This window comes from Paeniglutamicibacter quisquiliarum, assembly GCF_019084045.1.
Classification (GTDB): domain Bacteria; phylum Actinomycetota; class Actinomycetes; order Actinomycetales; family Micrococcaceae; genus Paeniglutamicibacter; species Paeniglutamicibacter quisquiliarum.
This window is the reverse complement of record NZ_JAHRED010000001.1, coordinates 399,046-424,808: the sequence shown is the minus strand read 5'-3', so window position 1 is coordinate 424,808 and position 25,763 is coordinate 399,046. Positions and strand designations below refer to the sequence as shown.

The following is a 25,763-nucleotide window of genomic DNA, read 5'->3' as shown; positions in this document are numbered from 1 at the left end:
CCCCACGCCCCCTGCCCTGGCGGGCAAGTGGGCATGGGGCGATTCCCGCGAGGTCCCCAGGACCCGCGATGCTCCGGGGAATCAGAGCGTCATGTGCTCGAGCTGGCGACCGTTGGTCTCGCGCACCAGGCGCCAGACGAAGATGAACGAGAGCAACGCGAATCCCGCGTAGAGGCCATAGGCGACCTGCAGACCCTGGTCGGCGAGCGTCGGGAAGGTCGTGCTGACCGCGAAGTTCGCCAGCCACTGCGCCGCGGCACCGATGCCCAGGGCCAGCGCCCGGATGTTGTTGGGGAACATCTCCCCCAGCAGCACCCACACCACCGGTCCCCAGCTGGCGCCGAATCCGACGACGAACAGGTTCGCCGCCACCAGCGCGACCATGCCCCAGGAGCCTGGGAGGCTGAGCTCCCCATTCAGGGTGACAGCCTGGGCGAAGGCCACCGCCATGGTTCCCAGCGAGAGGGTCATCAGGGCGGAGCCGACCAGCAGCAGCAGCTTGCGGCCCACCTTGTCCACGAGCGAGATCGCCACAATGGTTGCCACGATGTTGGTGACCGAGGTGATCACGGAGATCGTGAACGAGTCGGATTCCTGGAACCCGACGGACTTCCACATCGTGGTGGAGTAGTAGAAGATCACGTTGATGCCCACGAGCTGCTGGAAGACCGAGAGCAGGATGCCGATCCACACCAGGGTCTTGAATCCGAACCTGCCGCCAAAGAGATCAGCGAAGCGCTGTCGCCTCTCGAGGTTCACCGTCGACTTGATCTCGGCGATCTTGCTTTCGGTCGCCGCTCCCGCTTCCATTCCCACCACGCCGATGAGCACCCGCCGGGCACCCTCGTCGTCGTTTTTCTCCACGAGGTAACGCGGGGACTCGGGCAGCCGCGATGCCAGGATCCCGTAGACCAGCGATGGCACCAGCAGGGTCAGGAACATCCAGCGCCAGGCTTCCAGTCCCAGCCACGCGCTTTGCGCCGCTCCCCCGGCCAGCCGGGCGATCATCGCTGAAGCCAGGAACGCGAGGAAGATGCCGCTGACCAGCGCGAGTTGCTGCAACGTGGCCAGGCGTCCGCGTTGCCTCGAGGGTGCGATTTCGGCAATGTATGCCGGTGCAATCACCGAGGCAAAGCCCACGCCGATGCCGCCGACAAAACGCCACCAGATCAGGTCCCACACGCCGAAGGCGAACCCGCAGCCGACCGCGCTGACCGAAAGCAGGGCACTGGCGACCAGCATCGTGCGGACCCGGCCGAAGCGTTGCGAACACACCCCGGCATACCAGGCCCCCAGTGCGGCACCCAGCAGGGCGCAGGAAACAGTGAAGCCCAGCAGGCCCGAACCCAGCGAGAACTGCTCGCGCACCGCGTCAACGGTTCCGTTGATGATCGCGCTGTCGTAGCCAAAGAGGAATCCGCCCAGTGCGGCGGCCGATGCCATGCCCACCAGCCTGGCAGTCACCCGTCCGTCGTTCTGGTCCGGGGCCGCTACGCGCGTCGCCTTAGGCATCGGTGCCCTCGAATCCGCCCGTTGCGTCCAGCTGTGCCTGCGGCAGCCCATGAGATTGGTCCACGTTGAAATCTCCTCGGATCCATTAGTAAGACTCAATTAGTAAGGGAGCCTAAATATTGTGATGTCCAGCATAGGGCACTGCGATAGTATTTGGAAAGACTGCCTAACCAAAGGACCATTCCATGACCACCGGAGCCCCCTCCGGAGCCGCCGCCGGGCCCCTGCCGCGGACGCTGGCCGCCGCGACCGACCGACGTTTCCTGGAGCACCTGCTGGTCCACGGCCCCAGCTCGCGCGCCGACATCGCCTCGTCCACGGGGCTCTCGCGCCCCACCGCGTCGGAGGCGGCCATGCGCCTCTCGGCAACCGGCCTGCTGAGAACAATCCAAACGCCGCCGGCGAAAAAGCGGGGCCGGATACCGGAGATCTACGACCTGGATCCCGCCTACGGACACACGCTCTCGCTCGCTGCGGCTGCGGGGCGGACCCGGGTGCAAACCCACGACCTGCGCGGCGAATTGCTCCACGATGCCGCCCGCGACCTGCCCGATTCGACGACGCCGGCGGAATTCGAGGCAACCCTGCGCGAACTTGTCACCACCGCAGTCACCGCCACCGGCTCGCCGTGCCTGGCCGCCACCGCCTCGCAGGGAAATCCCGTGGATCCGGTTTCCCAGCGGGCCATGGTCCTTCCGGCCTCGGCGTTTCCGGAAGGGCGGGGCGACGTTGCCGCGCTGTTGCGCGAAGTCTGCAGCGGGCCCGTCCGCATGGACAACGACGTCAACTGGGCGACCCTGGCAGAACAGCGCATCGGCGTTGCCCGCGGCATCGACGAACTCATCCTGGTCTATCTGGGTCCTGGCATCGGCGCCGGATTGGTGATGACCGGAACCGTGCAGCGCGGCCGACACGGTGCTGCCGGCGAGCTGAGCTACCTGCGCTCCGGAGGCCGAACCTTGATCAGCCAGTTGCTGGAATACGGAGTGGCGACCCCGGGCAGGGACCGGCTGGACGTCGCCGGGTGCCTGTCCCTCTTAGCCTCCACCCCCACCCCGGAGAACGCGCGACTTTTTGTCGAGGCCATTGCCCGGCAGATCAGCAACATCGCCGCCATCACCGATCCGCAGGCAGTAGTGCTCAGCGGCCCGATCGCCGAAAGCGCCGCCTTCATGCGGCTGCTCGAAGTGGCCCTGCAACCGCTGCTGCTCAATTCCGGCTTGGAGGTGTTGTCCGGCTCCCTGGGCGAGGACGCTCCCTTGACCGGGGCCAGCCTGGCCGCCCGGGACATGGCTGAATCCCGCTTCTGGAGCAGCTACCGCTGCTGAGGCGAGGTTTCCCTTCCGGACCGGCGGCGCCGTATCGGGGACAACCTGACGGCGTCAATACGTGGAACCGAGGCCATCGCGTTTTCATCCCACATCGCCATGCACCCGCCCAGCACCTTCGCCGCCCGCATCGCTTCCCCGAGGATCCGCGCGCCAACGCGGCGTTGCATGCGTTTACGCCCGAAATGCGAAAGAATGGGCCTTCACATTCACGAAGGCGAGTCCCACATGATTACTCTCAAGCAAGATGCAGACGGCAACGTTCGCATGCGTGCCATCTACCCCAAGGGCGCACGGGTTAATGTCATCTTTACCGACGGCACACAGGAAGAATTCACGGGCCAGCGCCTGAATGAACTGCGTGAAGCCGCCAATGCCGCGTTCCGGCTGGCCAACGCCCTGGATGCCAAGGGCTTTGACCGCAACAAGGGCAAGCCGGTGGCCCGGAACAAAATTGTCGAGTTTGTGCCGGTCAGCCCCGGCTCATCCAAGCGGTAACCGAACATTGCCCGGGGCTTCCATTTGCCCAATGTGTTGCCGGCGTCCCCTGCAGCCAGCCCAATCGATCCCCCGGCGGACAATCAACACCCGGCGCAGGGACCTCAATAGTGGTCAAGCAAGCATTTTGCTGCCCGTTGATGCGTATCGCGCTGACTGACAGAATGCCGCCATTTAGCATCGGTTCTTCTCGTCATGGGCGATGGCCAGGACGGTGATTCCTGGACCGACGGTGTTATCAGCATTTTTCTCAACGCTTGGAAGAATCTGAATCCGTACCCTCGGCCGCACCGTGTTCGACGGGCTCGGTTCCGGCTTCCATGGCTTCCTTGAGCCGGGGGTCCTTGGGCACCTCGCCGTGCGGCGGACGGTCGTAGAACTTCTTGTAGCGTTCGTCCTCGTGATGGTTGTTGCCCATGGCGTGCCTCCCGGGAAAGGGTTCGGATACCCCAACCGTGGCACCAGTTCAGGCTCTTGGCAACAGTCTCCCGCCAGAGGATGCGACTAAGCCCGGGCCGAGGAATTCAAGCCAGGTGACTGCGAAATCCGACCCTGACCGGCGCCCGGTGCCTTAGCCGGCCGGGACCGTCTGGTTCGGGCACTGCGTGGTGAGGATCCGCTTGATGCCTTCATGTTCGGCCTTGGTCATCCACAATCCGTGCTTGGCTTTAACGGCAGTCTGACGGGCAACGTAGGAGCAGCGGAACGACTTGTTGGGCGGAAGCCAGCTTGCCGCATCCGAATCTCCTTTTGAGGCATTGGACGGACCGTCGACCGCCAGAAGGTTCAGTGGATCGTTGGCAAAGGACACCCGCTGCTGCTCGGACATCTTTTGCGCACCTTTTTGCCAGGCATCGGACAGGGCGACCACGTGGTCGATCTGGACCTGGGTGCTGGTCCCCTGGCCACGCACAAAATCAATCCGCTTTCCGGTGAATGGGTCGGAGAGGACCCCGCTGGTGACGACGCAGCCATTTGTTCCCGGTTTCACGGCGATCCCGCCCAGGTCCCGGCGCAGCATGTCGTTGCGGGCGTCGCAGCCGTTGCGGTCCGGATCCTTCCAGCCGCTGCCGAACAGGCTTCGCTCGTAGCCCGTCTTCGGCGCCCTCCCCTTGACGGGAATGCCGGCGAGCTGGTGCAGCGTCGTTCCCGGCTTGCCCTTCGCGCCACTTCCCGTCCCGGAAGATGCAGTCGGGGCCGCGGATTCAGGCGAAGGAGACTTCGAGGATTCGACCGTCGGACGTGTTTCTTCCAACGCAGGTTCAGGCGCTGGTTCGGCAACGATTGGGGTGGGCTCGGGCGCCTCCGACCAAATCACAAGTGGTTCGGCGGAGGGCGCCTCGGACCAGATGACGGGAGCGGCAACGGCGGGCGTTTCGGCGCCGGTCCCCGCGCAGGACGTCAGGACCAGGCCCAGTGCCAGCAGCACGGCCGACAGCGGGACGGCAGATCCAAACCCATTTCGGGGCAGCTGGGGTTCCTTCGCCCCGGCACCGAAGAGTGTCGATCTGGCGCTACTACTCACAGGCGACACCATCGCCGTCCCGGTCAAGTTTTTTGCTGTAGCCCGGATCGCCCCTATAGATCGGTGCCGCTCCCGCAGCCTTTACCGCTGAGCAGTTCGCGTAGGACGTGCTGCCGGTGAATGTCTGCATCTTGGTCTCGGCCGCCTGCTGCTCCTCGCGGGCTTCTTCGGCGACCCGGGCGGCCCGGGCTTCCTGTTCACGGACCTTTGCTGCCTGGGCATCCGCAGCCTTCTTGGCGGCCTTGGCCTCGGCAGCCTTCTCCGCCTTCGCGGCGGCGACCGCCTTCGCTTCCTTGGCGTCGGCATCCGCCTTCGCCTTGTCAGCGGCGGCTTCTTCCGCCTGCTTTTTCGCTTCGGCGGCCTTCTTGGCTTCGGCTTCGCGTGCCAGTGCCAGATCGGCTTCGGCTCGCTCATGGGTCTCCTGGTCGACCCAGACCAGGACACCTGCCGAATCCGCATCGCAGTAATTGCTCGCGGCTCCCTGGGTCATGACCTGATAGTCGAATTCACAGGGCTTGCCGACATGGCTCGCGAGATCGGTCGGAAGTGTTTCGGCCGCCGCAGGCTCCTCGACCAAAGCCTCCGGGCTCATGTTTCCGTCGGTTCCGCTCAGCGCCCCTCCGGCAAATGTGAGTATCAATGCCGCGCCGGCGACGCCGGCGCCGATCTTCCGGTTCGGGATCCTTGCCCATTTGATGCCGTTGGCCATCAACGCCACGATGCCCAGGACCAGGGCAATCAGACCTACAAGAATCATCAGCCCCGGCAGAGCGCCGGAGGTTGCCAGCAGGATGAGGGTCAGCACGGCGATCCCCAACCATATCCATCTCTTATTTGTGCGTCTGTTTGACGGCGCTGGTTCTCTACCCCAAGTCATGATTTCCCCATAGCTTCAACTAATCCAACCAATAGGCCAAACCATAGCCACTATTTCCCAATTGGTCATTTCTTACCCTGGCGAACGATGCCTTGAATCGTCGTAACCATCGACTGACCTACATATATGCACTCGGGGGTACGTCGATTGTGAACCCCGTTCATTAACGCGCCGGAGGCGGGACAGCACAAGTTGCGCTGACCCGCCTCCGGATGTCTTGGCCAACTTTGTTAGCGGACCACCCGCTCGAATCCGGCGCTGCCGGAGCCGGTCCACCGATATAGCTCCAGCGTCGCGGCTTCCTGTTTGTGCCCGCTGGAGTAGTCGTCGAAGTCGCGGGCTACATAGAAGTAGCCATGGCCGACCGGCTCGATGCCGACATCGGACTTGAACTCCCAGCCGAAGATCCCGGTGGTCTCGTCCGGGATCCCGGCCTGAAGCAACGGCACCAGAAGCCCGGTTTCGTTACCGGGCTGGCCCTCAAGAACGCCCTTGGCAGGGGCCACTGTGCCATCCACGACGTAGAGGGTGCGGTTCGGGTAACCCGGCTTGGAACCGCGGTAGACCCCGAGGTACCAGTTCTTGCTGTGTTCGTCGTAGGCCAGGTTCTGGACCCCGAAGTTGGTGTTGCCGGTGTGGATAAAGTACTTCGCACCCACGGTGGCGGGGCCGGAGACGTGCGGATCGTCCTGGGTCAGCGGGCGGGCGAATTCACCCCACGTGGATACGTCGTATTGGAGGATGACCTGGTGGTTGTTGTCCTCACGATTGAGGTTGCGGTAGACCCCATAGGCCACCATCAGTTGCTGCTTGCCGTTGGCGGAACCGAAGGCCGGGCCGAAGGAAACGCCGTCGATCCCGCTGGAACCGTAGCGGTGGTCGGCGGTGTTGGCGGTGTCGCCGTCAAAGACCCCGTTCCCGTCCAGGTCGGCGGTGAAGTCCTTGGCCACTTCCTCCAGGTGGACGGCGGTGACGATGCCGGAGTCCTCGGCATCCATGCCTACCCCGGTGATCTTCTCGACGTCGAAGATCGCAATGTAGAAGGACTCGGCCGCCTTGTACTCGAGCGAGCCGTAGACCCGGCCGTCGTGCGCGTTGAAGTCAAGGTCACCCAGGTGCCCGGTGAAGCCCTCGACGGTGCCAATGACGTGGCCGGACAGGTCGGTCTTCACCAGCATGTTGGTGAACGAGTGGTAGACGAAGCCGCCCTTTTCATCGATGGCGACGCCCTGGATGTGCCCGGCGTCCCATGAGCCGGATTCGATGATTTGCGGGTATCCGTCGATGGCTTTCTCGGGTGCCGCGTGCACGGGAGGGCCCTGCGGATCCGGGGCGCCGGCGGCCAGCGCCGCGCCGGGGATGCCGGCTCCGGCGAGCAGGACGAGGGAAAGTGAGAGGGCCGCGGTGGCGAGCCAGGGTTTTTTGGGCATGGTGTGGATGTCCTTGGGTGCGATGGGGCAGACGTGGTCCGGGCACCCCAACACCCGCACTTCCCCCACGTTGCCGCACCGAAACCAACACTTGGCCGGATGGGCATTAACTCTTCGAGAACTTCTCCTCTCCGGCCCCGTGGCGCTTAGTCCCGGATCAGGTCTTCGGCCTCCACGCCTGCCCAGCTCAGCACCCGCAACGCACGCAGGGTGTTCCAGCGGCTCGGCTTGCCCTGCGGCACATCGACATCCAGATACGTCCGGCCGGGCCAGGTGACGCCGGAATCCCAGCGTCCGTCCTCGGCGCGCTTGGCCAGCAGCGCCTCAACGGCCGGCTCCAGCCGCATGTCGACCGGTCCTCCCGAGTCCCGGAAATAGTCCAGGGAACGCAGCACGTCGTAGAACCAATACGGCGGGAAGGAAAAGTTCAGGTAGCGGCCCTCGGCCACGTCCCCGGTGCCCAGCCGCTTGAAGCCCGAGCGTTTGAGCAGGTATTCCTCGCCGCGTGTCCGGGCCTCGGCGAGCGCGGCGGGGGCCTCCCCCACAGCCCGTTCATGTTCGAGCAGTCCCTCCAGCATGCAGAGGGTCGTGTCGAAGGAGGAAACCTTGGAGTTTTCGGGGGCCTCGCAGTTCCACCCGCCGTCGGGCAACTGCTCGCCCAGCAGGCGTGCGAGAATCCTTTCGCTGCCCTCACCGAGCTTCCCAAAGTATGCCGCCTGGGCTAGCACCCCTCCGTTGATGCACGGTTCGACCTCGCCATGGAAATAGGGGAGGTTGTCCCAGTACTTCCAGGTGACCGAATCGTGGACCTTGTCCACCGCGGCGAGCACATCCGGGGCCGAGGGGCGGGCACCCAGCCGGCGCAGCAGCGCCAGCGTCCAGAAGACCGACCTGCGGCTATGGTCCTCGCCGTATTCCTCGTTGTCCCAGTACCCGCCCGCATCCTGGAGCGCCAGCAGCTGCGCGCCGAAGCCCTCGAGGGCAACGCGGTCCCGTTCCGCTGCCGACTCGGCCTCCGGGGCATCGAGCAGGTCGCGCTGGACCTGCCAGCGGATGGATGGATCGGAGTCAAGCAACCAGGCCACAATGTCCATTTCCCCATTGTTGCGTCCCCGAGGCCGGGTCGCCAGTGTCAGGAGAGAACGTCCTTGCTGGCGAACCTGCCGTAGGCCAGGGCACCGAAGACCAGCAGGTACCCGCCCTGCAGCAGCGCGTTCTGCCCGAATTCGCTCCAGCGGATCGGGTCGCGCAACAGGTCGGCGAAGCCCAGCCAATGTTGGGTGAACAGCCACGGATGAAGCCAGTCCAGCTGCGGCAGCTGGCCCAGGATCTGCGCGGTCACCGCGAGTACCGCGGTGGCTGCCATGGCGCCCACGGGCACATCGGTCAGCGTGGAGATGAACAGGCCCAGCATGGTCAGCCCCAGCAGCGACACAGCAACATAGAGGGCCACCAACCCCACGCGCAGCACCGCGGCCGGCGCGGAGATGGTTGTTCCCGACAGCAGGGTCACCGGTCCCGTGGGAAAGAGCAACGCCCCGATGCCCAGTCCGCACAGGGCCACCATGGCCGCGGCGGCCAGGGCGAAAAGCGCCGCCACGGCGAACTTGACCAGCAGCAGGCGCGGGCGCGAGACCGGCGCGGTGAGGAGGTAGCGCAGCGTCCCGGTCCCCGCCTCCCCGGCGATCGTGTCTCCGGAAACCACGGCGATGGTCAGCGGCAGGAAGAGCGGGATGCACACCAGGAGCCCTGTGATCGCCACGAACAAGCCGTTTCCCGCCACCCGGTCCAGGAACGCCGGTCCTCGCCCGGTGGGCGGGCCGGAGGTCAGGCGCACCGCGACGGCGATGAGCACCGGCACGGCTCCCAGTGCCAGGAGCATGGCCCAGGTGCGGCGGCGCCGAAAAAGCAGCGCCACTTCGTTGGCCAGCAGTCCGCTACTGGACAAGGTCGAATCCCTCCCCCGTCAGCGCCACGAACCGCTCTTCGAGGCTTGCCGCCTGGACCGTGAAACCGCGCACGCGAACACCGGCGGCAACGAGTTCCTCCACCAGCCGCTCGGGCTCGGGTGCCTCCGGGCCCAGCGCCGCGTCAAGGACACCGTCCTGCCCGCCGGGCACCGGATCCTGTCGTGCCTCAAGGCCCAGTCGGGCCAGCACGGCCAGGGCCACGCCGGTGTCGGGGGTGCGCAGGGAAACCACGCGTCGTCCATCGGCCCGAAATTCCTCCAGCGTCCCCTGGGCGACAAGGTTTCCGACGCTCATCACCGCCACATGGCTGCAGGTCTGCTCGATCTCGCTGAGGAGGTGGCTGGAGACGACGACCGTGGTGCCTTCGGTGGCCAGCACCCGGATCAGGTGCCTGACCTCGCGGGTTCCCTGCGGGTCCAGCCCGTTGGTCGGCTCGTCAAGGACCAGCAACTCGCGCACATTGACCAGCGCGTTGGCGATCCCCAGCCGCTGCTTCATGCCCAGCGAGTAAGCGTGCACCGCCAGCCGTGCTGCCTTGCCCAACCCGACCTTGTCCAGGGCGGCGTCCACGCGGCGACCGCGGGTGGACGCGTCGGATTCGTGGTTGGCGGAGTCAAGGCGGATCAGGTTGGAGCGCCCGGAGAGGAACGGGTAGAACGCCGGCCCCTCGATCAGCGAGCCCACCCTTGGCAGCACGCGGGAGGCCGCGGCGGGCATGGGTTCGGAGAGCAGGGAGATGCTGCCGCTGTCCGGGGTCGCCAGGCCCAGCAGCATCCGGATAGTGGTGGTCTTGCCCGCACCGTTGGGTCCGAGGAATCCGAAGATCGACCCGCGCGGCACCGCCAGGTCCAGGTCGTTGACCGCGCGGCGCTTTCCGAAGCTCTTGCCCAGCCCCGTCGTGTGGATGGCCAGGTCTCCGGGTTCCGGCAAGGCCGTCATTGGTTGTTGGCCGCGGCCTGCAGCCTGTCGACAGTCACGGCGCCGATGACCATGCGTCCGTCGTCGGTGACCAGGATGTTGAGCAGTGAGGTATGCAGCAGCTTCCCGCCCTCGACAGGCGTGGCCAGCTGGTTCAGCAGTTCGTTGTTGGCCAGGTCCTTGGGGACCTCCTTGGCGGGAACCACCACCACGGTGTCCCAGCCCGTGCCGTTGATCGTCGCGGGATGACCTGCCGGGTTCTTGGGCCCGGGCTTTGCGTTCTTGTCCTTGGCTCCGGTCTTGTGCTCAAGGAAGGGCTTCGGGATCTTGTGCCCGTTGGCCTTGGCCTTGGCACGCGGGCCGTGGTCGGGCTTGTGGTCGAGGAACTTCTTCGCGATCTTGTGCTCGGTCACCTCGGCCCCCGGCGGCGGAGTGAATTCAAAGAGGTCCGCAGCCGGTGTCTCGGGGGTGAAGGTCGTGAATCCGACGGCGATGGCCGGATCCTCTTGCCCCACTGCGTCCACCACGACCTCCAGTGGAGCGCCGGTGGCGGCATCGACCCCGATGCTCACCTTGGCAATCAGTGATCCGTCGCTGCGCGGGACCAATTCGAGGATGTAGGCGTCGCGGCCCGCCACGCGGGTGTCGTCCTGCACGCTCATCTCGGTGTTCGGCCCCATCGCCTCGATGAGGCGGTCCGCCACCACGCCGGGGGTTGGCGGCTGCATCGTGTGCCGTGGCGGCCCGGCATGCCGGGGCACCTTGGGAAGGACCAGGTGGACGGCGGTGTTCTCGGCCGAGTCGTAGTGCCACAGGGAGGAGCCGTTGCGGATGAAGTTCTGTTCGTCCATTCCATCCATGACCTGGATCCGGGCCTTCTCCGGTCCGTCAACGTAGACGCGGGCCTCGTGGGTTCCAGACAGGGCCGAGAGCATTCCCAGCAGGTTTGCGCCGGCCGTTTCCGGGGCACCGTCGGTGTCGGTGTCGCCTTCGGACCCCGGGGACCCGGGTTGCTGCATCATGCCGGAGCTTCCCGGATCCGGCAGCTGCGGGATCCCCAGGTCCAGCGTTGCCCGGGCGGTGCCGGAGAAGTCGACGACGCTGGATCCGGCTATCATCTGCAGGACCTGCTGCGGCGTCTTGGGCTCGAGCTCCACCTGTGCGTTGGCGGAGAACGAGGCACCCACGGCGAAGGCCGCAATGACTGCCGGTGCCAGCACGGCGGGTATCCATTTCTTGAGCACAGCAGGTTTCACAGCCATCAATCCCCATCAAGCATCTCGGTATCTCCACCGTACGCCGGTGCGGCAGCGTTGGCGATGCCCGGCGGGCGCACCCGGCGCGGACCGCCGTGCCCTCAGGCTCCCGAAGCGGAACCACCGGTGGCGGACGGTTCCGGCTCCCACCGCAGCAGGTCCCCCGGCTGGCATTGGAGAACCTCGCACAAGGCTTCAAGCGTCGTAAAACGCACAGCCTTGGCCCGTCCGTTCTTGAGCACCGCCAGGTTGGCAGGGGTGATGCCGATTTTTTCGGCGAGCATCCCGACCGGCATCTTGCGCTTGGCCAGCATGACGTCGATGTCCACGATGATCGGCATCAAATGACCTCATCCAGCTCGGCGCGCATGTCCAGTGCCTGGGCCAGCAGCATGCGCAACACAATGACGATGAGGGCGACGCCACCGACCAGCAGTGCTCCGCCGCAGAGGAGCAGCACAATCCCCGGGGCAACGGGCTCCCCGGGCGCGAGGACCACGGCCATTGCGAAGGTGAGCAATGCGGCCGCCCCGACGGCACCGACCACGATGTCGACATAGCGGAAGGCACCGTGGGAAAAGACGGTTCCCCTGCGCACCATGCTCAGCAGCCGCCACACGCAGACCATGGAGACCTGGACGGTGACAATGCCCAGCAGCACGATCACGATCAGCGGGGTCCGAACGGCAATGACGTCGGGGCCTGCCTCATTCAGGTCGATGGCCAGCAGCGGGACCATCACTACCTGGACGAACAGCGATCCGGCAAGACCCAAGGTGAGAACGATGCGCAATGCGAGGACGGTAAGCTTTCCCATCAGGGCTCCTAATATCGATTAACAATTTGAATATATCGTTAAACGATAGATCGGACAAGCTGCGTGGGCCAGCCTTCTACCTGAGCGACGCCCATGCCCGGCATGAAACAGGGGACAGGACCCGATCGGCCCTGTCCCCTGTTTCATGCAATGCACTGTCGCTGCGACACCTATCTAACCGACGTCTCCGCGAGGATCGCGTCGATCTGCCCGGCGGCCTCGCGCATGCCCTCCTCCATGCCCATCTTGATCATTTCCTCGAGCTGCTCGGCACTCTCGAAAGAGGACACCGAGGTCATGCGGGTCTTCCCGTCCTGCTCCTCGAGTTTCACCACGCACGTCGTGGTTCCCAGGAAACCGCTCGGCTCCCCGTCATCCCCTGCGAATCCGTCCTGGAACTCAAATCCGTCGGGCTGGTTGACTGACAGGATCTTCCACCAGCCACGGGCCTTCTCGCCGTCGGGTCCGCTCATGTAGTACCTACAGTCACCGCCCTCGACGAACTCGTGGCGGACGAAGGTGGCGGGCCAGGTCGGCGGACCCCACCACCGCTCGAGTTGGCGGGGATCCTCCCACACCTGCCAGACGCGTTCCTTCTTGGCCGCGAACTCCGCAACCAGCGTCAGGGTGAGGTTTTCCGGGTCGGTTTGAACGCTGATGACGCTCATGGTTTTGCTCCTTCGAGTCCATCGGAGAGGATGTCTCCGATCCTTCCGACGCGTTGCCGCCAGATGCCCTCGTAGGCTTCCAGCAGCCGGGCAGCCCGGCGCAGGGATTCGGGGTTCCCATGCACGATTTGCTCCCTTCCGCGTCGCTCCTTGGTGATCAGCGATGCCCTCTCGAGCACCGCCACGTGCTTCTGCACGGCCGCGAAGCTCATGTCATAGCGCTTCGCCAAATCGGAGACCGACTGCTCCCGGAGCATTGCCTGCTTGATGATGTCGCGCCGGGTTGCATCCGCCATGGCCTGGAAGATGCGATCGATCTCGAGTTCACTCAATACATGTACAACCATTTGGTTGTAGATTACTGCGGCCTCGCACACGAGGCAAGGGCTCTTGGAATCTTTTTCAATTTCGTCCGGACCTTTGTCGACGGTGCCCTCTGAGCATCAGGGCGAGACCGCCAAAAATTCACGACAGAGGCGAGACTCCGGCGCCCGCATTCCAGAGGCCAAATGCGGCGGTCGGAACCGCGCTGGCCCCGACCGCCGCCAAATCCAGCCCGTCTATACCTTAGTTTCGACGACGATCTCCTGGGTCAGATTATTGTGTTCGGCTTCCTTGCGACCCCAGCCTCCCGGGAGCAGGGCGACGGAGACGCAGGAAATCACTGCAACGATGACCAGATAGACCACGATGGCATCCGAGGTCCCATAGGCGGCGAACAGTGCAGTGGCGATGGTTGGTGCAAATGCGGGGCCCGCTATCTGGGAAATCGTGTATCCGACGGAGGCCCCGGTGTAGCGGACCTCGCGACTGAACACCATAGAGAATAGCGAACCGGTCACTCCGGCCGCCGGTGGCATTGCGATGCCGAAGATCAAGACCACTGCGGCGATGAAGCCGGCAACCGTGCCGGTGTTGATCATCGCGAACGCCGGCCCGATGGACAGCAACATGGCCACCGCCCCGATGAAGTACATGGTCTTTCGTCCCCAGGTATCGGAGAGTGCCCCGAAGACCGGGTAGAGAACCACGGCCACCAACGCGGCGATCAACACGCCCAGCAGGGCCATGCTTCGGTCGAGCCCCACAATTTTCGAGGCATAGTTCACCAGGTAGCTCATGGTGATGTAGGCGAGCACGCCTTGGGATAAGTAGGTACCGGCGATGAGGAAGATTTCCTTCGGGTGGCGCTTGAAGGCTTCGACGAGTGGCACCTTGACCAGTTCCTGCTGCTCGCGTGCCGCAGCGAATACCGGTGACTCGGAAATACTGAGCCGAATGACAAGCCCGACGACGACCAACACCGCACTGGCCAGGAATGGCAGGCGCCATCCCCAAGACAGGAACGCTTCGTCCGGCATTTGGGCCACCGCGAGGAAGGCCACCGTGGCCAGGGCCGTACCGGCCGGGGCGCCGGTCTGCGGGAAGGCTCCATAGAAACCTTTCTTGCCCTTGGGCGCGTGCTCGACCGCCATGAGTGTGGCGCCGCCCCATTCGCCGCCGACCATGACGCCCTGGACCAGGCGGAGGATGGTGAGCAGGATCGGTGCAGCGATGCCGATTTGCGCATATCCCGGAAGCATCCCCATGAGCAGTGTGCACAAGCCCATGCCGACCAGGGAAATGATCAGCATCTGCTTGCGACCGACCCGGTCTCCGAAATGCCCGAAGATGATCCCGCCCACCGGGCGGGCCAGGAATCCCACTCCGAAGGTTGCGAAGGAGAGCAGGGTCCCCATCAGCGGGGTGGCGTCAGGGAAGAACAACTGGGGGAAGACCAGGGCTGCGGCCGTTCCGTATATGAAGAAGTCGTAGTACTCGATGGTGGTTCCGATGAAGCTGGCCATCGCCACCTTGAAGGGGGACGTGCGCTTGGGGGCGGTGCGACTGATGCTCATGATGCTTCCTGGAGGGTCGATGAGGAGATGGACAGGACTGATTCACATGCCGAGCGCAGCAAGATCAAGGCCTCGGCAGCGTCACGGACGGGTGCCATGTGGCGCCAGGCAACGACTCCGTCGGGGCGCACCAGAATGGCGCCGGCCTCGGCGACCTCGCGGACGGTGGCCCAATACATGTACGGGTCGGACGCGCCGGGTTCCCCGACAACCACGGTTCGGAGCCACGGCAGTTCAAGATCGCTCGCCGCCTGCTTCCATGCGGTTCCGGAAATCCCGGTGAGCAGCGTGAATTTTCCGCGCCCGACGACGTCCAAGGTGGAAATCCTTTTCCCGTCGCGGCCGACAAGCCATGCATGGCGGAGCTTGGCTCCGGGCCGGGTCGTGGGACGGGCGTGCAGGTCCGAATCCCCGCCAAGGACCTCGTCGCCCTCCGCCGGATCCGGCACGACCGCCGAGCTGGTGTAGCGCTGGTTGGTTTCGGTCCCCAGTGCATTGAACTCGTCATTCTTGAGTTCGAGTGCCGCTTGGAGTTTCACTCGAAGACGTTCACCTTCCTCGGTGGGAGCGTTAAGCCGCTCCAAACCGTAGCGAATGTCGCGGGTCCCGTTGGGGCCGCGGGTGTCAAAGCACTCGCGGAAGGGCGCGTAGTCCAGCCGGGACTGGTTGGCGCGGGCGACTATCTGGGCACCGATCGGTGCGCGTTCCGCCGAGTAGGATTCGAGCAACCCCTCCCCGGCGTGGCCCTTGAGCACGAAGGCAAGCTTCCATGCGAGGTTGTAGGCGTCCTGCATGCAGGTATTCGATCCCAGCCCGCTGCTTGGCGGGTGGCGGTGGGTGGCGTCGCCGCCGCAGAAGACGCGGCCCTTGGACATGGTGGTCGCGTACTGCTGGTTCACGTACCAGGTGCTGGATCCTTGCAGGTCGATCTGCAGGTCCGGATCGCCGACCAGGGTGCGGATCTGCGCCACCACGCGTTCGTCGCTGAGATCCGGTTCGCCGTCGGCGATGTCGAAGCCCCAGCCGGCGATCCACTCGTCCCAGGGGCTGACCGCGCGCAGCAGACCCATGCCGATCTCACCGAAATCGGCGGCCGGGTTCATGATCCAGTGCAGGATCGAGGGTCGGTGTGCCACATGCCGCGACAAATCGGCCGAGAAGCGCACGTAGGCGGTGCCGGCACGCGCCGTGTGCCCGACCAATTCCAGGCCGGTTTCCTCGGCAACCTGGCTCTTGGCGCCGTCGGCTCCGACGAGGTAGCGGGCGCGGATGCTGTACTCCTGGTCCGACATGCGGTTAAGCAGGCGAACGGTGACACCGTCGGCATCTTGGGTGTGCCCCAGGTACCGGGTGGAAAACGCAACCTTGGCACCGCGCTCGGCGGCATTCTTGACCAGTAGCGGCTCCATCACGGTCTGCGGAACATCGAGCATGGTGCACGGGCTGTTCTTCAGGTAGTCGCCGGAGCGGAGGTCTCCGCTTCCCCACGTTTGAAGCCGGGCGATCTCGGGTCCGACCAGGGAGGTGGTGAAGAGCGTGTCGCCCATCTGGTCCCAGGGCACGGCATACTTCGTCACCTCGTTTTCGAGCTCCAGGTCGCGCAGGATCTCCACCGCCCGCTGGTTGGTGATGTGTGCCCGTGGCGTGTTCGCCAGCCAGGACCACTGCGAAACCATCATCGTGCGCACGCCATACGTCGCCAAGGCGAGGGCGGTGGTGGCTCCCATGGGGCCCGTGCCGACGATGAAGACATCGGTATCGAAGTGCCCGGTCCCGGTGGCCGCGTCGAGTTTGTCGGCCGCACCGGCACCGTGCGTGAAGTTTTCTGTCATGTGAAGCAGCTCCCAATGAGGTATTAGGTGGATCACATTCAGACTAAGCGGCTAGCATGCCAGTTACCAACAAGCGTGCCGAGGGACGGCACGCCCCGAGGGGTGGGAAGATGGACGCATGAATGGTTTGCTGATGACCGAGGGGCCCGGGCACGAGGTAGTGGCCGGCAGGCTCTCCGGGCGGGTTTACTCTGCGCTCAAGACGCGCCTGGTGGAAGGGGACTTCCCGGCCGGGAAACGCATCGGCATCGAGGCCCTGCGGCAAGAGTACGGTGTTTCAAAACAGCCGGTCATGGAAGCCTTCCGCCTTCTGGCCTCCGACGGCATCGTGGAAATCGTGCCCCAGGTCGGATGCCGGCCGATGGATTACAGCATCGAGGAGGTAGCCGATTTCTTCCGCGTCTTCGCGGCGTCCGAGGGTGCCGTGGCCGCGGCCGCGGCGACTCGCTGCACGCCGGAGCAGATCGCCGGGCTGCGCACCGCGCTTCGGGAAACCGCCGACCTCGACCAGGAGCCCGATCCGAAAATCCGGGGGCGCCTCTATCGGCTGGCGAACCGGCGATTCCATACGCGGATCCAGGAGATGGCGGCCTCCCGGGTCATCGATTCCGTCTCCAGGCGCATGTGGGACCTCAGCGACTATCTTGTGAACACCTTCCCCGAAGGGGGGAGCTTCAGCGCACATACGGCCGAGCGCCACACGGACCACGAACGGATCGTGCAAGCCCTGGCGCACGGAGACGCATCCATGGCACGTATCGAAATGTCCAACCACATCCTGCATACAGTGCGTCGGCTCGGCCTGGACTAATCGCCGCACTTCCGCGGGCCCGCGAACCTAAATGGGACCGTCCGAACCGGGCCTACGTTCCGCACCCGGCCGGACGGACAGGTGCTTGCGCATTAGGCCTTGGCAATGGCTTCCTTCAGCGCCGTCAGGATCAGCGCAACCGAGGTCGGGTTGGCATTCGGACCCATCAGGCCGATGCGCCACACGGTGCTGGCATATTTGCCCACGCCGCCGCCGATCTCGATGTTGAAGCGCTCCAGCAGGTAGGACCGGACCTTGGCCGAATCCACGCCTTCCGGAACGTACACGGTGGTCAGCTGCGGCAGCCGGTGGCCCTCGGCGGCGAAGAGGGTCAGCCCCATCTCCTCGAGCCCGTCCTGCAGGGCCTTGCCCGCGGCCTGGTGGCGGATGGTGACCGCATCAAGCCCTTCGGCCAGGATCCTGTCGATGCCGGCCTCAAGCGAAGCCACCATCCCGACCGGGGCGGTGTGGTGATAGGTGCGTCCGCCGCCCGCCGACCCGGTGGCGTACCCGCCAAGCAATCCAAGATCCAGATACCAGGACTGCGGCTTCTGCACGCGTCGCTCGAACGCGCGGTCGGAAATCGTGAACGGCGCCAAGCCCGGGGCCACCCCGATGCACTTCTGCGTTCCGGCGTAACCCACGTCGATTCCCCATTCGTCGGCCATTACAGGCATGCCGCCGATCGAAGTGACGGCGTCGACGATGAGCAGCGCATCCTTCTTGATGGCGCCGAGTGCGGCAATGTCTGAAACGACGCCGGTGCTCGTTTCGGCGTGCACTGCGGCAATAACCGTGGGGTTCGGGTGCGCATCGGCCACGCGCTGGGCATCGACCGGAGTTCCGTAATCGTGGTCAACGCGAACAACCTCGGCACCCGCCCGCGAAGCGACCTCGCACATCCGCTCACCAAAGAGTCCGTTGACGGCGATGACCGCCACGTCGCCGGCCTTCACGGTATTGACGAATGATGCCTCCATGCCGGCCGAGCCGGTGGCGCTCAAAGGCAGCGTTCGCGTGTTCTTGGTCCCCCACAGGGTGCGCAGACCCTCGGCGGTGCGATCCATGCGGGCTATGAACAAGGGATCCAGGTGGCCCAGCAGCGGCAGTCCGAGCGCCGCGGTGGCTTCAGGGTAGGGGTTGCAGGGGCCGGGGCCGAAGAGGTGGCGAACCGGAACGATCTGGGTCATTTGATCTCACTTTTCTCGTTGCAATCTCTGTATGGCTCGGGGCCAGCCTATGCCGCGCAGGTTGCGCACCGGTTACTTAGAGCCGTTGCCGCCCTAATGAAGTGGAGACGAATTCGTCGACGTTCACCGGCCGTCCGGCACCTCGAGGTGGACTGAACCGGCCCACACCGGGCAACTAGGCCGCTTTCAGCGCCCAGTCTGTCGCATCGTCGCCGAGCGACATCAGCCGCCGGGCCTCCCGCAGGGCATCGGAGGAGTCCTTCTTGTCTAGCTGGGCCAGCGTAAGCAGGTTGGCGATTCGCTGCTCGCGGCGGCTTCGTCCGCTCTCGCGTGCCAACTCGATCATGGCCAGGACGCGCGCATGGGCACGGCGCCCCCGCGCCTCCGGACCCGAGTCATCGGTGTCGGTGTCACCAAGAATATTCAATGCCTCTAAAACAATGTCGTTCATATACTGCCTGCCTCTTGACTTCCGCTCGCACCTCATCGTGATGCGGATCACCCGCCCAATCCTATGGACAGCCTAGCCTTGACTTGGCAGTCAAGCAGAATCGGCCACCACGCGCCGACCTTGACCGCGCCACCCGGGAGCACGAAAAGTCCGCCCGACGGGACCGCCCAGCCACCCAAGGAGCCACCCCCTGCACCCAAGGCGCCACGCCACCCACAAACCCCGGCGCGGCCCGCGGTGACCCGGGCCGGAACGACCCACCTCGCCCCACGCGGGACCTTCCCCCGCGGGCCCGCGAGGATGGTTCCGCGCAAATGTTCACCCGGCGTTAATTGCAACGCCGCCGCGCGGAACGGAACCCGTGGCAGGTTAAGAAGTGTTGCAACAGCAAAAATAATAGTTGACACGTCAATCACCCTGTGTCATATTTATATACATAAGCATGCAAACCGGTGAACGCGCCGGCTTCCAACACAAGGAGCTTTCCACATGAGCATTGAAATCATTCCCGGCACCTGGACCCTCGACACCTCGCACAGCGAAGTTGGCTTCACCGTTCGCCACGCAGGCATCTCCAAGGTCCGCGGCGCATTCACCGACGTCACCGGAACCCTGACCGTGGGCGACTCGATCGCCTCGTCCAAGGTCGAAGCAGTCGTCAAGACCGAGTCCTTCGACTCGAACGACAACAACCGCGACGCCCACGTCAAGGGCGCCGACTTCTTCAACGTTGAGCAGTTCCCGGAAATGACCTTCGTGTCCACCGGCGTTGCAGGTTCCCCGGAAGAGTTCGAGCTGCAGGGTGAATTGACCATCAAGGACACCACCAAGCCGGTGACCTTCAAGGTCGAGTTCGGTGGCGTGGCAGTTGACCCGTTCGGTGCCACCCGCGCCGGCTTCTCCGCCACCACCCAGATCTCCCGCAAGGAATTCGGCATCACCTGGAACGCCGCCCTCGAGGCCGGCGGCGTGTTGGTGGGCGACAAGGTCACCATCAACATCGACTCCGCCTTCGTGCTCGCGTCGAGCAACTAAGCACCTTCACCGACCGCAGGGGCGCCATCCATGGTCATGGATGGCGCCCCTGCGGCATTAACGCCAGCGCCCTCCCGAAGCGCCGCACAAGCCCATGCCTCAGGCCGGATCTGCACCCTGTGCTCCCGGCCGATACACCGCAATGATGACACCCGTCGTTGTGGTGAGCGACTCCACCAGCTCCAGCCCGACACTGGGCAGGTCACCGGAAAAGAGTCGGGTACCGGCACCCAGGATCAGCGGGTGGATCAACAAGGTGTACTCGTCCACCAGCCCGCCGGCGATCAACGACCGCAGCAGGTTTCCACTGCCCATGACCAACAGGTCGGGTCCGGGCTCATCCTTCAGCGATGCGACAGCCGTCACCGCATCGGGGTCCAATAGCCGCGAATTGACCCAGGCAAGCGGCTCGGTGAGCGTGCGGGAGGCAACGTGCTTGGTCAGGTTGTTCAATCTCTCGGTAAACGGGTTCCCCCTCTGCCCAGGCCAGAACGAGGCAAAGTCTTCGTAGGTCCGCCGCCCCAAGACGAGCTCGGTTTCTGTTGCCATGCCCCTGCCGAGGAATTCCCCCAGAACGGGATCACTGTATTTCGCCGCCCACCCGCCATGGGCGAATCCGCCGCGGGTATCTTCATCGGGCCGCCCCGGCGCCTGCATGACACCATCCAGGGTCACATTGTTCAAAACATTGAGCTTGCGCATCGCCTGCAATCCTCCCCGGAACCACTCCCTGGCAACCATGGTCGGCCCGGGCACTGTAACCGTATTCAACGACCGCCCCGTTGCCCCTCACGCCTCGAGGGTACGCCAGGTGCAGCGCCCGAAAAACAGCCAAGGGAACAATTCACCACTTCCGGCCCTGATGGGCACCCCCCCGAAGCGTCCCTGTCCGGTGCACCGGCAGCAGGTTCCGATTTTTTCGACAACCGCGTCGTCGAAGAGCCATCCGTGCGGTACGTTGAAATTAGGAAATTCCCTTTCATTAAACTTGCATCGGTCAGGCAACTTATGATCTCACCAAAGAAACACCCACTACGCCGACCCGACGAGGTGAATCCCGGCCAGACCTTGGATCTCTACGATGCCAAGATTGTCACGAACATATCCGGACGCACCTCTATGACGCGCAAGCGCCTGGCCAACGGCCGTGAAACCCGCGCTTTTCTTGACGCCGCACTCGACCTTACGACCGAACTCTTCACACCGGCATTGTCTGAACAGTTGCTGGATGCCGACGAAGAAGACGCCCGTCCGGTCATGTCGTATTTATCCCGCCGAAAGGTACTGGCCAAGGCCCGGAAGAATTGCGGCGACGACTTTCCCCTCAGTGAAAACATGATGCGTCACCGATGGACTTCGCACGGGGATTTTCTGGCCGACTTCGTTTCCTACGCGCTGGCCGACAAGCACTGGAGTCTCCAGGTGGCGCTCTCGCAGCACGCCAAGGACTTGTTGACCACGGACGGAAATTTTCCGCAGGCGGTTCACCGCGTCGCCTACGAAGACCTCAAACTCGTACTGGAGCTGCCTGCCTTCCGTTTTCAGTTGCTGGCCGTGGCCACGGCCCAGGCGGATTCCGCCTCCGCACAAGCGCTGGCACGCATGTACACCAATCTGTCCCAGGTGTGGATGACGCTCTACACCAGCGTATTCGACCATTTCGGCCTGTCCTTCAGGCCGGGCGTGACCATGGAGGATTTCAACATCCTCCTGCAGGCCATGGCCGAGGGCCTTGGCCTGCGATTGATTTCGGGCGTGGACGAATCACTGCTTGACCACGAAAAACGGACTTCGCTGTTGGGCACCGCCGCGTTGTCACTGTTTCTGTCATTGGTGGATCCGGGTGACGGCCTCACCCTCGAGCAGGCGGCGGAAGCCGCGATGGGACAGCGGCGCACCAAATAGTCTTGCGGTTGGCCGGCGCCCCCGCGCGCATCAAGGGGAACGGGGGGCCGGATACCCCCAAGCAGCCCGGCGCCCCCGCCCCAAACGCGCCATTGGTCGTCCTCGGCAACGGACCACATCGACGTCCTTCCGCAGGGTCAGCCCCTGTGCCTTCGGCGACAACATGCTGGCGCCGAAGTATTCGATGTGCCCCGATCCCCACGCCAACACGCAGGTGTTCCAGACCCCCGCGAGTACCCACACGTCTTGGCGCATCGGACGGGACCGCTTCACCAGTCCCGGTTCGGCTCCCCCCAAGCCCCGCCCAATGACTCCCAAGTCGACCTACCCGACGGGTTTGGAACCACAGGTCCAATCCAAGCAAAGATACGGTCACAAGTTCTACCCTCACGTGGGTTGACCTGGCTGGGTCCACCCAACTGGGTCCCATCGCGTCTCAATGCCCGCAGCGAGCGAAGGTCTTCGTCGAAACGGCGGCGCCCCTACTTCCGCGCGAGCAGTCGTTGGACGCGAGGCTTGACCTCGGTGGCCAGCAGCGTGATCGACTCCAGCAGGTGCTCCTGCGGGAGCCCGCCGATGTCCGTTTGGAGGAAGTGGCGCATGTGGCCCATGTAGCCATGCAGGTGGACAATGCGCTCGGCCACCTCGTCGGGGGAACCCACATAGTATGCGCCCGGGGCCTCCGCCTGCGCGTCGTAGGCGCGCTTGTCCGGTGCCGGCCAGCCCCTGAGCCGGCCCATTTCCACGTTGAGGTTGTACCAGCCCGGATAGAAACGCTCGAGCGCTTCCTGCTTGGTCGGGGCGACCAGACCCAATGCAGCCACCGAGATCTTCAGCGAATCTGCCGGATGCCCGGCCTGGGCACCGGCGCGCCGGTACAGCTCGGCCAGCGGGGCAAAGCGGTGCGGTTCCCCGCCGATGATGCCATAGGACACGGGCAGTCCCAGCTGGCCGGCGCGGGCCGAAGAGCTTGCGTTGCCGCCGGTGGCGACCCAGATCGGCAGGTGGCCACCGAGCGGACGCGGCACCACGGCCAGGTCCTCGATTGCCGGGCGCTTGGTACCCGACCAGGTGACGTGGTTGCCGCCGGCATTGTTGATGGCCATCAGCAAGTCAAGCTTTTCCGCATAGAGCTCGTCGTACTCGCCCAGGTCATAGCCGAAGAGCGGGAACGTCTCCACGGAGGAACCGCGGCCGGCGGTGATCTCGATCCGCCCGCCGCCGGAGACCGCGTCGGCCGTGGCGAATTGCTGGAAGATCCGCACCGGGTCGTCGGTGCTGATGATGCTTGCGGCGCTGCCCAGCTTGATGCGGCTCGTCGCTGCCGCCGCGGCGGCGATCAGGGCGCCGGGCGATGACGCCGGCATGCTGGTGGTATGGTGCTCCCCCACGCCGAAGTAGTCCAGGCCGACGGCATCCGCGTGCTTGATTGCCTCGAACAGGTTGCGGATGGCCTCGCCGGTTGGCTGCAGGGATCCGTTGGTATTGCGCTGGGTGTCGCCGAAGCTGTAGGCACCGATTTCCATGTGGTCAATCCTCCTTCGTTGTGGGGGCGGACGGTGGTCAGGCTGTGGCCAGGCTGTGCTGCAGCGCCTGCGCCAGTTCGGCCGCGTTGAAGCGCCCGTTGAAAATGTCGGTTCCGGGTTCAAACGCTTTTCCCGCAGCCAGGTCGCCCGCGTCCACCGAGTCGAAGCCCAGCGTGTCGATAAACCCGGCCACCATTGCCTTGGCGGCTTCGTCATCGCCGGCAACGGCCAGGGCCCGGCGGTTCGGCGATCCCTGCTCGGCGGCATCCGGTTCCATCTCGTGGTATCCGATGTGGTTGAAGGACTTCACGACGCGCGATCCGACGAGGTAGGCGGACACGACCTCGCTGGAGGACAGGTGGGTCTTCTCGAAGTCGGCAATGTCGCCGTCGGTGGCGGCCCAATAGTTCATGGCGTCGACGACGACACGACCGGCGAGGGCGCCGGCGTCCAAGGACCTGTACTTGTGCAGCGGGATGGCGACGACCACCAGGTCCGAGGCCGCGGCCTCGCCCGCATCTACGGCCACCGCGCCCGGCGTGACGATCTCGATGATCAGCTCGTTGTCGGCCGCCGGCTTCGAGGTGGCGACCTTGACCCGGTATCCGGCGGCAATGGCCAGACGGGCCATCGCCGTGCCCACACGCCCGGCTCCCAGAATGCCAATGGTCCCCCGGGAAGCCGCTTCCCCTTGTTCGCCGATGTCCATGCGTCCCGCCTTCCAAAACTTATGTTGTATTACAGACTATATTCCGAACAGATCATCTGCGCAACACCGTTGATTCGGGTATGATGGGTGCCATGGCCTCCCTACAGCATTCACCCCTCGCACCGGACAAGCCGCTGCCGGGGCTCATTCCCGGCGATCTCGCTTGGCACCTGGGAATGATCCTGCGCGGACACCAAACGCGCTTTGCCGAGGCAGTGGAGGAGATGCCCTGTTCAGTACGCGGCTACCAAATGCTTTCCACCGTGGTTCACCACGACCCGGCGAACCAACAGGCCCTGGGTGCGCACCTCGGCATCGACCGCACGGTGCTGACCTATCTCCTCGACGATCTCGTGGCCGCCGGACTGGTTGAGCGCGTGCCGGCCCCCACGGACCGGCGAGCCCGGAAGATCGTTGCCACGAAGCAGGGCGCAGCCCTGCTGAAAAGGCTCGAGGCCCGCGTTGCGGCGGCCGAGCAAGCCCTGCTCACCGAGCTCGATTCAATCGAGAGCGCGCAACTCGCACGCTTGGTTTCCAAGCTCTCCATGGCAATCCATCGCGCCCAGCCCGGAGCCAACCCCTGCGAAGCCATGGACCACCTGGGTTAGTCCCCTGGCCGCTGGGCTCCTCCAAGCGGAAACGACACAGCCCGATGGTTTGGGTCGCCAACGGCGATCCGACACGTGCAAACACCATAGACTCGTGCCATGAACGCCGGCGACATTACATTCCACACCCGCAAATGGGTCCGCCCCGAAGACCTCAATGCCAATGGCACACTCTTCGGAGGAAGCCTGTTGCGCTGGATCGACGAGGAAGCGGCAATCTACGCCATCGTCCAGTTGGGCAACGGATTTGCTGTCACCAAGTACATGTCCGAAATCAACTTCGTATCCTCGGCGCAGCAAGGCGACCTCATTGAAATGGGCCTGACCGCCACCCATTTTGGCCGCACCTCCTTGACCATGCGTGCCGAAGTCCGCAACATGATCACCCGCCAATCCATCCTGACCATCGAGAAGATCGTGTTCGTGAACATGGGCCCGGACGGCATCCCCGCCCCGCACGGCTACTCGGAGATCACCTACGACCGCGACCGGATCCCGGGCGAACACCTAAAGATCAAGCAGCCCGACGATCTGAAGCCGTAGCGGGCAGCAGCGCCGGGTCCGCCGCTCAAACCCGGTTACGAGGCCTTGGTTGCGGCACGAAAGACTCCCCCGCCCCACTGGACGCCGCTGCGCATCAGCCACAATTCGCAGGGCCGGATGGTGCCCAAGCGGACCTTGTGACATGGAGGACCGTAGCTTTCGTTGACGTTCCCGTCTTCACCCCGTGTCCAGAACTCGTCGTTGACCCTGAACACGTTAGCCATGACCTCGCAATCGCAATAGCCGCCCAGCTCCGGAAATTTTCGCTCCAGCGAGGTGGCCCGCGGTGCACGAAGGTCCCGGTAGGTGGTGCACCATTTCAGTCCGCTGCACCCGTGGTCGAGCATGCGGTTGACGTAGCAGGCCAGGCATTCGTAGCGCGGCGGCAGCAGCCGCTTGACGACCTTGAGCGCGTCCTCAAGTTCCGAGACGGTGTATTGCTCCATGGTGGACTCC

28 protein-coding genes are annotated in these 25,763 nt (G+C 64.5%); 7 read left to right on the top strand and 21 right to left on the bottom strand.

Translation table 11 applies throughout. The features are described 5' to 3' along the window. Positions 1-81: 81 nt before the first annotated feature. Positions 82-1,512 carry a sugar porter family MFS transporter gene (locus KRR55_RS01905; protein ID WP_217387342.1) on the bottom strand — a complete coding sequence of 477 codons (1,431 nt, stop codon included), beginning with the start codon at positions 1,510-1,512 and terminating at the stop codon, positions 82-84. A 185-nt stretch (positions 1,513-1,697) separates the two neighbouring features. On the opposite strand from KRR55_RS01905, the gene KRR55_RS01900 reads away from it, so the two are divergent. Together KRR55_RS01900 and KRR55_RS01895 are read left to right on the top strand one after the other, a co-directional pair. After that, on the top strand, positions 1,698-2,840 hold the full coding sequence (locus tag KRR55_RS01900) for an ROK family transcriptional regulator (protein WP_217387341.1): 1,143 nt from the start codon (positions 1,698-1,700) through the stop codon (positions 2,838-2,840). Positions 2,841-3,068: 228 nt separating this feature from the next. Further along, a complete protein-coding gene (locus KRR55_RS01895; RefSeq protein ID WP_217387340.1) occupies positions 3,069-3,338 on the top strand; it encodes a peptidase associated/transthyretin-like domain-containing protein in 270 nt (89 codons plus the stop codon). A gap of 250 nt (positions 3,339-3,588) precedes the next feature. Here KRR55_RS01895 and KRR55_RS01890 read toward each other — a convergent pair whose 3' ends face one another. The 14 genes from KRR55_RS01890 to KRR55_RS01825 all read right to left on the bottom strand — a co-directional run bounded on the left by KRR55_RS01890 (position 3,589) and on the right by KRR55_RS01825 (position 16,529). Further along, positions 3,589-3,756, bottom strand: a complete 168-nt coding sequence (locus KRR55_RS01890) for a hypothetical protein (protein WP_217387339.1) — start codon at positions 3,754-3,756, stop codon at positions 3,589-3,591. Between the two features lie 153 nt (positions 3,757-3,909). Next, entirely contained in the window at positions 3,910-4,863 is a 954-nt protein-coding gene (locus KRR55_RS01885; RefSeq protein WP_336245013.1) for an HNH endonuclease family protein, read from the bottom strand. After that, on the bottom strand, positions 4,856-5,668 hold the full coding sequence (locus KRR55_RS01880) for an excalibur calcium-binding domain-containing protein (RefSeq protein ID WP_336245012.1): 813 nt from the start codon (positions 5,666-5,668) through the stop codon (positions 4,856-4,858). The genes KRR55_RS01885 and KRR55_RS01880 overlap by 8 nt, the downstream gene beginning before the upstream one ends. A gap of 302 nt (positions 5,669-5,970) precedes the next feature. Next, positions 5,971-7,170, bottom strand: a complete 1,200-nt coding sequence (locus KRR55_RS01875; RefSeq protein WP_217387337.1) for a hypothetical protein — start codon at positions 7,168-7,170, stop codon at positions 5,971-5,973. A 146-nt stretch (positions 7,171-7,316) separates the two neighbouring features. Then, positions 7,317-8,264, bottom strand: coding sequence for a hypothetical protein (locus KRR55_RS01870; RefSeq protein WP_217387336.1), 948 nt, complete (start codon positions 8,262-8,264; stop codon positions 7,317-7,319). Between the two features lie 38 nt (positions 8,265-8,302). Further along, positions 8,303-9,118: an ABC transporter permease gene (locus KRR55_RS01865; RefSeq protein WP_256449105.1), complete on the bottom strand. Its 816-nt coding sequence runs from the start codon at positions 9,116-9,118 to the stop codon at positions 8,303-8,305. Beyond that, positions 9,108-10,079 (bottom strand): ABC transporter ATP-binding protein, encoded by a 972-nt coding sequence (locus KRR55_RS01860; protein WP_217387335.1) that lies wholly within the window; start codon positions 10,077-10,079, stop codon positions 9,108-9,110. Before KRR55_RS01860 ends, KRR55_RS01865 begins: the two co-directional genes overlap by 11 nt. Next, positions 10,076-11,320, bottom strand: coding sequence for a LolA family protein (locus KRR55_RS01855; RefSeq protein ID WP_217387334.1), 1,245 nt, complete (start codon positions 11,318-11,320; stop codon positions 10,076-10,078). The genes KRR55_RS01860 and KRR55_RS01855 overlap by 4 nt, the downstream gene beginning before the upstream one ends. A 95-nt stretch (positions 11,321-11,415) precedes the next feature. Next, complete coding sequence (locus tag KRR55_RS01850; protein WP_217387333.1) at positions 11,416-11,655, bottom strand: helix-turn-helix domain-containing protein; 240 nt, start codon at positions 11,653-11,655, stop codon at positions 11,416-11,418. Further along, positions 11,655-12,131, bottom strand: a complete 477-nt coding sequence (locus KRR55_RS01845) for a DUF2975 domain-containing protein (RefSeq protein WP_217387332.1) — start codon at positions 12,129-12,131, stop codon at positions 11,655-11,657. The genes KRR55_RS01850 and KRR55_RS01845 overlap by 1 nt, the downstream gene beginning before the upstream one ends. A gap of 170 nt (positions 12,132-12,301) precedes the next feature. Then, positions 12,302-12,799 (bottom strand): SRPBCC family protein, encoded by a 498-nt coding sequence (locus KRR55_RS01840; protein ID WP_217387331.1) that lies wholly within the window; start codon positions 12,797-12,799, stop codon positions 12,302-12,304. Next, positions 12,796-13,146, bottom strand: coding sequence for an ArsR/SmtB family transcription factor (locus tag KRR55_RS01835; RefSeq protein ID WP_217387330.1), 351 nt, complete (start codon positions 13,144-13,146; stop codon positions 12,796-12,798). The genes KRR55_RS01840 and KRR55_RS01835 overlap by 4 nt, the downstream gene beginning before the upstream one ends. Positions 13,147-13,359: 213 nt before the next feature. Beyond that, the gene (locus KRR55_RS01830) at positions 13,360-14,697 is read right to left on the bottom strand and encodes an MFS transporter (protein ID WP_217387329.1); all 1,338 of its coding nucleotides are present in this window, start codon (positions 14,695-14,697) and stop codon (positions 13,360-13,362) included. Beyond that, complete coding sequence (locus KRR55_RS01825; RefSeq protein ID WP_217387328.1) at positions 14,694-16,529, bottom strand: FAD-dependent monooxygenase; 1,836 nt, start codon at positions 16,527-16,529, stop codon at positions 14,694-14,696. Before KRR55_RS01825 ends, KRR55_RS01830 begins: the two co-directional genes overlap by 4 nt. 118 nt (positions 16,530-16,647) lie before the next feature. Between KRR55_RS01825 and KRR55_RS01820 the strand changes: the two genes are divergently transcribed. Next, a complete protein-coding gene (locus KRR55_RS01820; RefSeq protein WP_217387327.1) occupies positions 16,648-17,340 on the top strand; it encodes a GntR family transcriptional regulator in 693 nt (230 codons plus the stop codon). 92 nt (positions 17,341-17,432) lie between these two features. Here KRR55_RS01820 and KRR55_RS01815 read toward each other — a convergent pair whose 3' ends face one another. Beyond that, positions 17,433-18,530, bottom strand: a complete 1,098-nt coding sequence (locus KRR55_RS01815; protein WP_217387326.1) for a pyridoxal-phosphate-dependent aminotransferase family protein — start codon at positions 18,528-18,530, stop codon at positions 17,433-17,435. A gap of 175 nt (positions 18,531-18,705) precedes the next feature. Next, entirely contained in the window at positions 18,706-18,981 is a 276-nt protein-coding gene (locus KRR55_RS01810; protein WP_217387325.1) for a hypothetical protein, read from the bottom strand. Between the two features lie 489 nt (positions 18,982-19,470). Here KRR55_RS01810 and KRR55_RS01805 point away from each other — a divergent pair, with 489 nt between their 5' ends. Then, positions 19,471-20,016, top strand: coding sequence for a YceI family protein (locus KRR55_RS01805; RefSeq protein ID WP_217387324.1), 546 nt, complete (start codon positions 19,471-19,473; stop codon positions 20,014-20,016). 99 nt (positions 20,017-20,115) lie between these two features. On the opposite strand, the gene KRR55_RS01800 is transcribed toward KRR55_RS01805, so the two are convergent. After that, entirely contained in the window at positions 20,116-20,718 is a 603-nt protein-coding gene (locus KRR55_RS01800) for a dihydrofolate reductase family protein (RefSeq protein ID WP_217387670.1), read from the bottom strand. Positions 20,719-21,024: 306 nt separating this feature from the next. Between KRR55_RS01800 and KRR55_RS01795 the strand changes: the two genes are divergently transcribed. Next, complete coding sequence (locus KRR55_RS01795; protein ID WP_254455739.1) at positions 21,025-21,921, top strand: hypothetical protein; 897 nt, start codon at positions 21,025-21,027, stop codon at positions 21,919-21,921. 482 nt (positions 21,922-22,403) lie between these two features. On the opposite strand, the gene KRR55_RS01790 is transcribed toward KRR55_RS01795, so the two are convergent. Together KRR55_RS01790 and KRR55_RS01785 are read right to left on the bottom strand one after the other, a co-directional pair. Next, entirely contained in the window at positions 22,404-23,447 is a 1,044-nt protein-coding gene (locus KRR55_RS01790; protein WP_217387323.1) for an LLM class flavin-dependent oxidoreductase, read from the bottom strand. A 37-nt stretch (positions 23,448-23,484) separates the two neighbouring features. Then, on the bottom strand, positions 23,485-24,156 hold the full coding sequence (locus KRR55_RS01785; RefSeq protein WP_217387322.1) for an NADPH-dependent F420 reductase: 672 nt from the start codon (positions 24,154-24,156) through the stop codon (positions 23,485-23,487). A 92-nt stretch (positions 24,157-24,248) separates the two neighbouring features. On the opposite strand from KRR55_RS01785, the gene KRR55_RS01780 reads away from it, so the two are divergent. Both KRR55_RS01780 and KRR55_RS01775 read left to right on the top strand, forming a co-directional pair. After that, a complete protein-coding gene (locus tag KRR55_RS01780; protein ID WP_217387321.1) occupies positions 24,249-24,764 on the top strand; it encodes a MarR family winged helix-turn-helix transcriptional regulator in 516 nt (171 codons plus the stop codon). Between the two features lie 99 nt (positions 24,765-24,863). Further along, positions 24,864-25,307 (top strand): acyl-CoA thioesterase, encoded by a 444-nt coding sequence (locus tag KRR55_RS01775; RefSeq protein WP_217387320.1) that lies wholly within the window; start codon positions 24,864-24,866, stop codon positions 25,305-25,307. Positions 25,308-25,342: 35 nt separating this feature from the next. Here the strand turns inward: KRR55_RS01775 and KRR55_RS01770 are convergent, their stop codons facing one another. Continuing rightward, a complete protein-coding gene (locus tag KRR55_RS01770; RefSeq protein WP_217387319.1) occupies positions 25,343-25,753 on the bottom strand; it encodes a DUF2695 domain-containing protein in 411 nt (136 codons plus the stop codon). Positions 25,754-25,763 lie beyond the last annotated feature (10 nt).

What these genes read in the sequence shown, in the direction of transcription:
- KRR55_RS01905 (WP_217387342.1), bottom strand. Translation starts at nt 1,512, where the DNA reads ATGCCTAAGGCGACGCGCGTAGCGGCCCCGGACCAGAACGACGGACGG.
- KRR55_RS01900 (WP_217387341.1), top strand. Translation starts at nt 1,698, where the DNA reads ATGACCACCGGAGCCCCCTCCGGAGCCGCCGCCGGGCCCCTGCCGCGG.
- KRR55_RS01895 (WP_217387340.1), top strand. Translation starts at nt 3,069, where the DNA reads ATGATTACTCTCAAGCAAGATGCAGACGGCAACGTTCGCATGCGTGCC.
- KRR55_RS01890 (WP_217387339.1), bottom strand. Translation starts at nt 3,756, where the DNA reads ATGGGCAACAACCATCACGAGGACGAACGCTACAAGAAGTTCTACGAC.
- KRR55_RS01875 (WP_217387337.1), bottom strand. Translation starts at nt 7,170, where the DNA reads ATGCCCAAAAAACCCTGGCTCGCCACCGCGGCCCTCTCACTTTCCCTC.
- KRR55_RS01870 (WP_217387336.1), bottom strand. Translation starts at nt 8,264, where the DNA reads ATGGACATTGTGGCCTGGTTGCTTGACTCCGATCCATCCATCCGCTGG.
- KRR55_RS01860 (WP_217387335.1), bottom strand. Translation starts at nt 10,079, where the DNA reads ATGACGGCCTTGCCGGAACCCGGAGACCTGGCCATCCACACGACGGGG.
- KRR55_RS01855 (WP_217387334.1), bottom strand. Translation starts at nt 11,320, where the DNA reads ATGGCTGTGAAACCTGCTGTGCTCAAGAAATGGATACCCGCCGTGCTG.
- KRR55_RS01850 (WP_217387333.1), bottom strand. Translation starts at nt 11,655, where the DNA reads ATGCCGATCATCGTGGACATCGACGTCATGCTGGCCAAGCGCAAGATG.
- KRR55_RS01845 (WP_217387332.1), bottom strand. Translation starts at nt 12,131, where the DNA reads ATGGGAAAGCTTACCGTCCTCGCATTGCGCATCGTTCTCACCTTGGGT.
- KRR55_RS01840 (WP_217387331.1), bottom strand. Translation starts at nt 12,799, where the DNA reads ATGAGCGTCATCAGCGTTCAAACCGACCCGGAAAACCTCACCCTGACG.
- KRR55_RS01835 (WP_217387330.1), bottom strand. Translation starts at nt 13,146, where the DNA reads ATGGTTGTACATGTATTGAGTGAACTCGAGATCGATCGCATCTTCCAG.
- KRR55_RS01830 (WP_217387329.1), bottom strand. Translation starts at nt 14,697, where the DNA reads ATGAGCATCAGTCGCACCGCCCCCAAGCGCACGTCCCCCTTCAAGGTG.
- KRR55_RS01825 (WP_217387328.1), bottom strand. Translation starts at nt 16,529, where the DNA reads ATGACAGAAAACTTCACGCACGGTGCCGGTGCGGCCGACAAACTCGAC.
- KRR55_RS01820 (WP_217387327.1), top strand. Translation starts at nt 16,648, where the DNA reads ATGAATGGTTTGCTGATGACCGAGGGGCCCGGGCACGAGGTAGTGGCC.
- KRR55_RS01815 (WP_217387326.1), bottom strand. Translation starts at nt 18,530, where the DNA reads ATGACCCAGATCGTTCCGGTTCGCCACCTCTTCGGCCCCGGCCCCTGC.
- KRR55_RS01810 (WP_217387325.1), bottom strand. Translation starts at nt 18,981, where the DNA reads ATGAACGACATTGTTTTAGAGGCATTGAATATTCTTGGTGACACCGAC.
- KRR55_RS01805 (WP_217387324.1), top strand. Translation starts at nt 19,471, where the DNA reads ATGAGCATTGAAATCATTCCCGGCACCTGGACCCTCGACACCTCGCAC.
- KRR55_RS01800 (WP_217387670.1), bottom strand. Translation starts at nt 20,718, where the DNA reads ATGCGCAAGCTCAATGTTTTGAACAATGTGACCCTGGATGGTGTCATG.
- KRR55_RS01795 (WP_254455739.1), top strand. Translation starts at nt 21,025, where the DNA reads ATGATCTCACCAAAGAAACACCCACTACGCCGACCCGACGAGGTGAAT.
- KRR55_RS01790 (WP_217387323.1), bottom strand. Translation starts at nt 23,447, where the DNA reads ATGGAAATCGGTGCCTACAGCTTCGGCGACACCCAGCGCAATACCAAC.
- KRR55_RS01785 (WP_217387322.1), bottom strand. Translation starts at nt 24,156, where the DNA reads ATGGACATCGGCGAACAAGGGGAAGCGGCTTCCCGGGGGACCATTGGC.
- KRR55_RS01780 (WP_217387321.1), top strand. Translation starts at nt 24,249, where the DNA reads ATGGCCTCCCTACAGCATTCACCCCTCGCACCGGACAAGCCGCTGCCG.
- KRR55_RS01775 (WP_217387320.1), top strand. Translation starts at nt 24,864, where the DNA reads ATGAACGCCGGCGACATTACATTCCACACCCGCAAATGGGTCCGCCCC.
- KRR55_RS01770 (WP_217387319.1), bottom strand. Translation starts at nt 25,753, where the DNA reads ATGGAGCAATACACCGTCTCGGAACTTGAGGACGCGCTCAAGGTCGTC.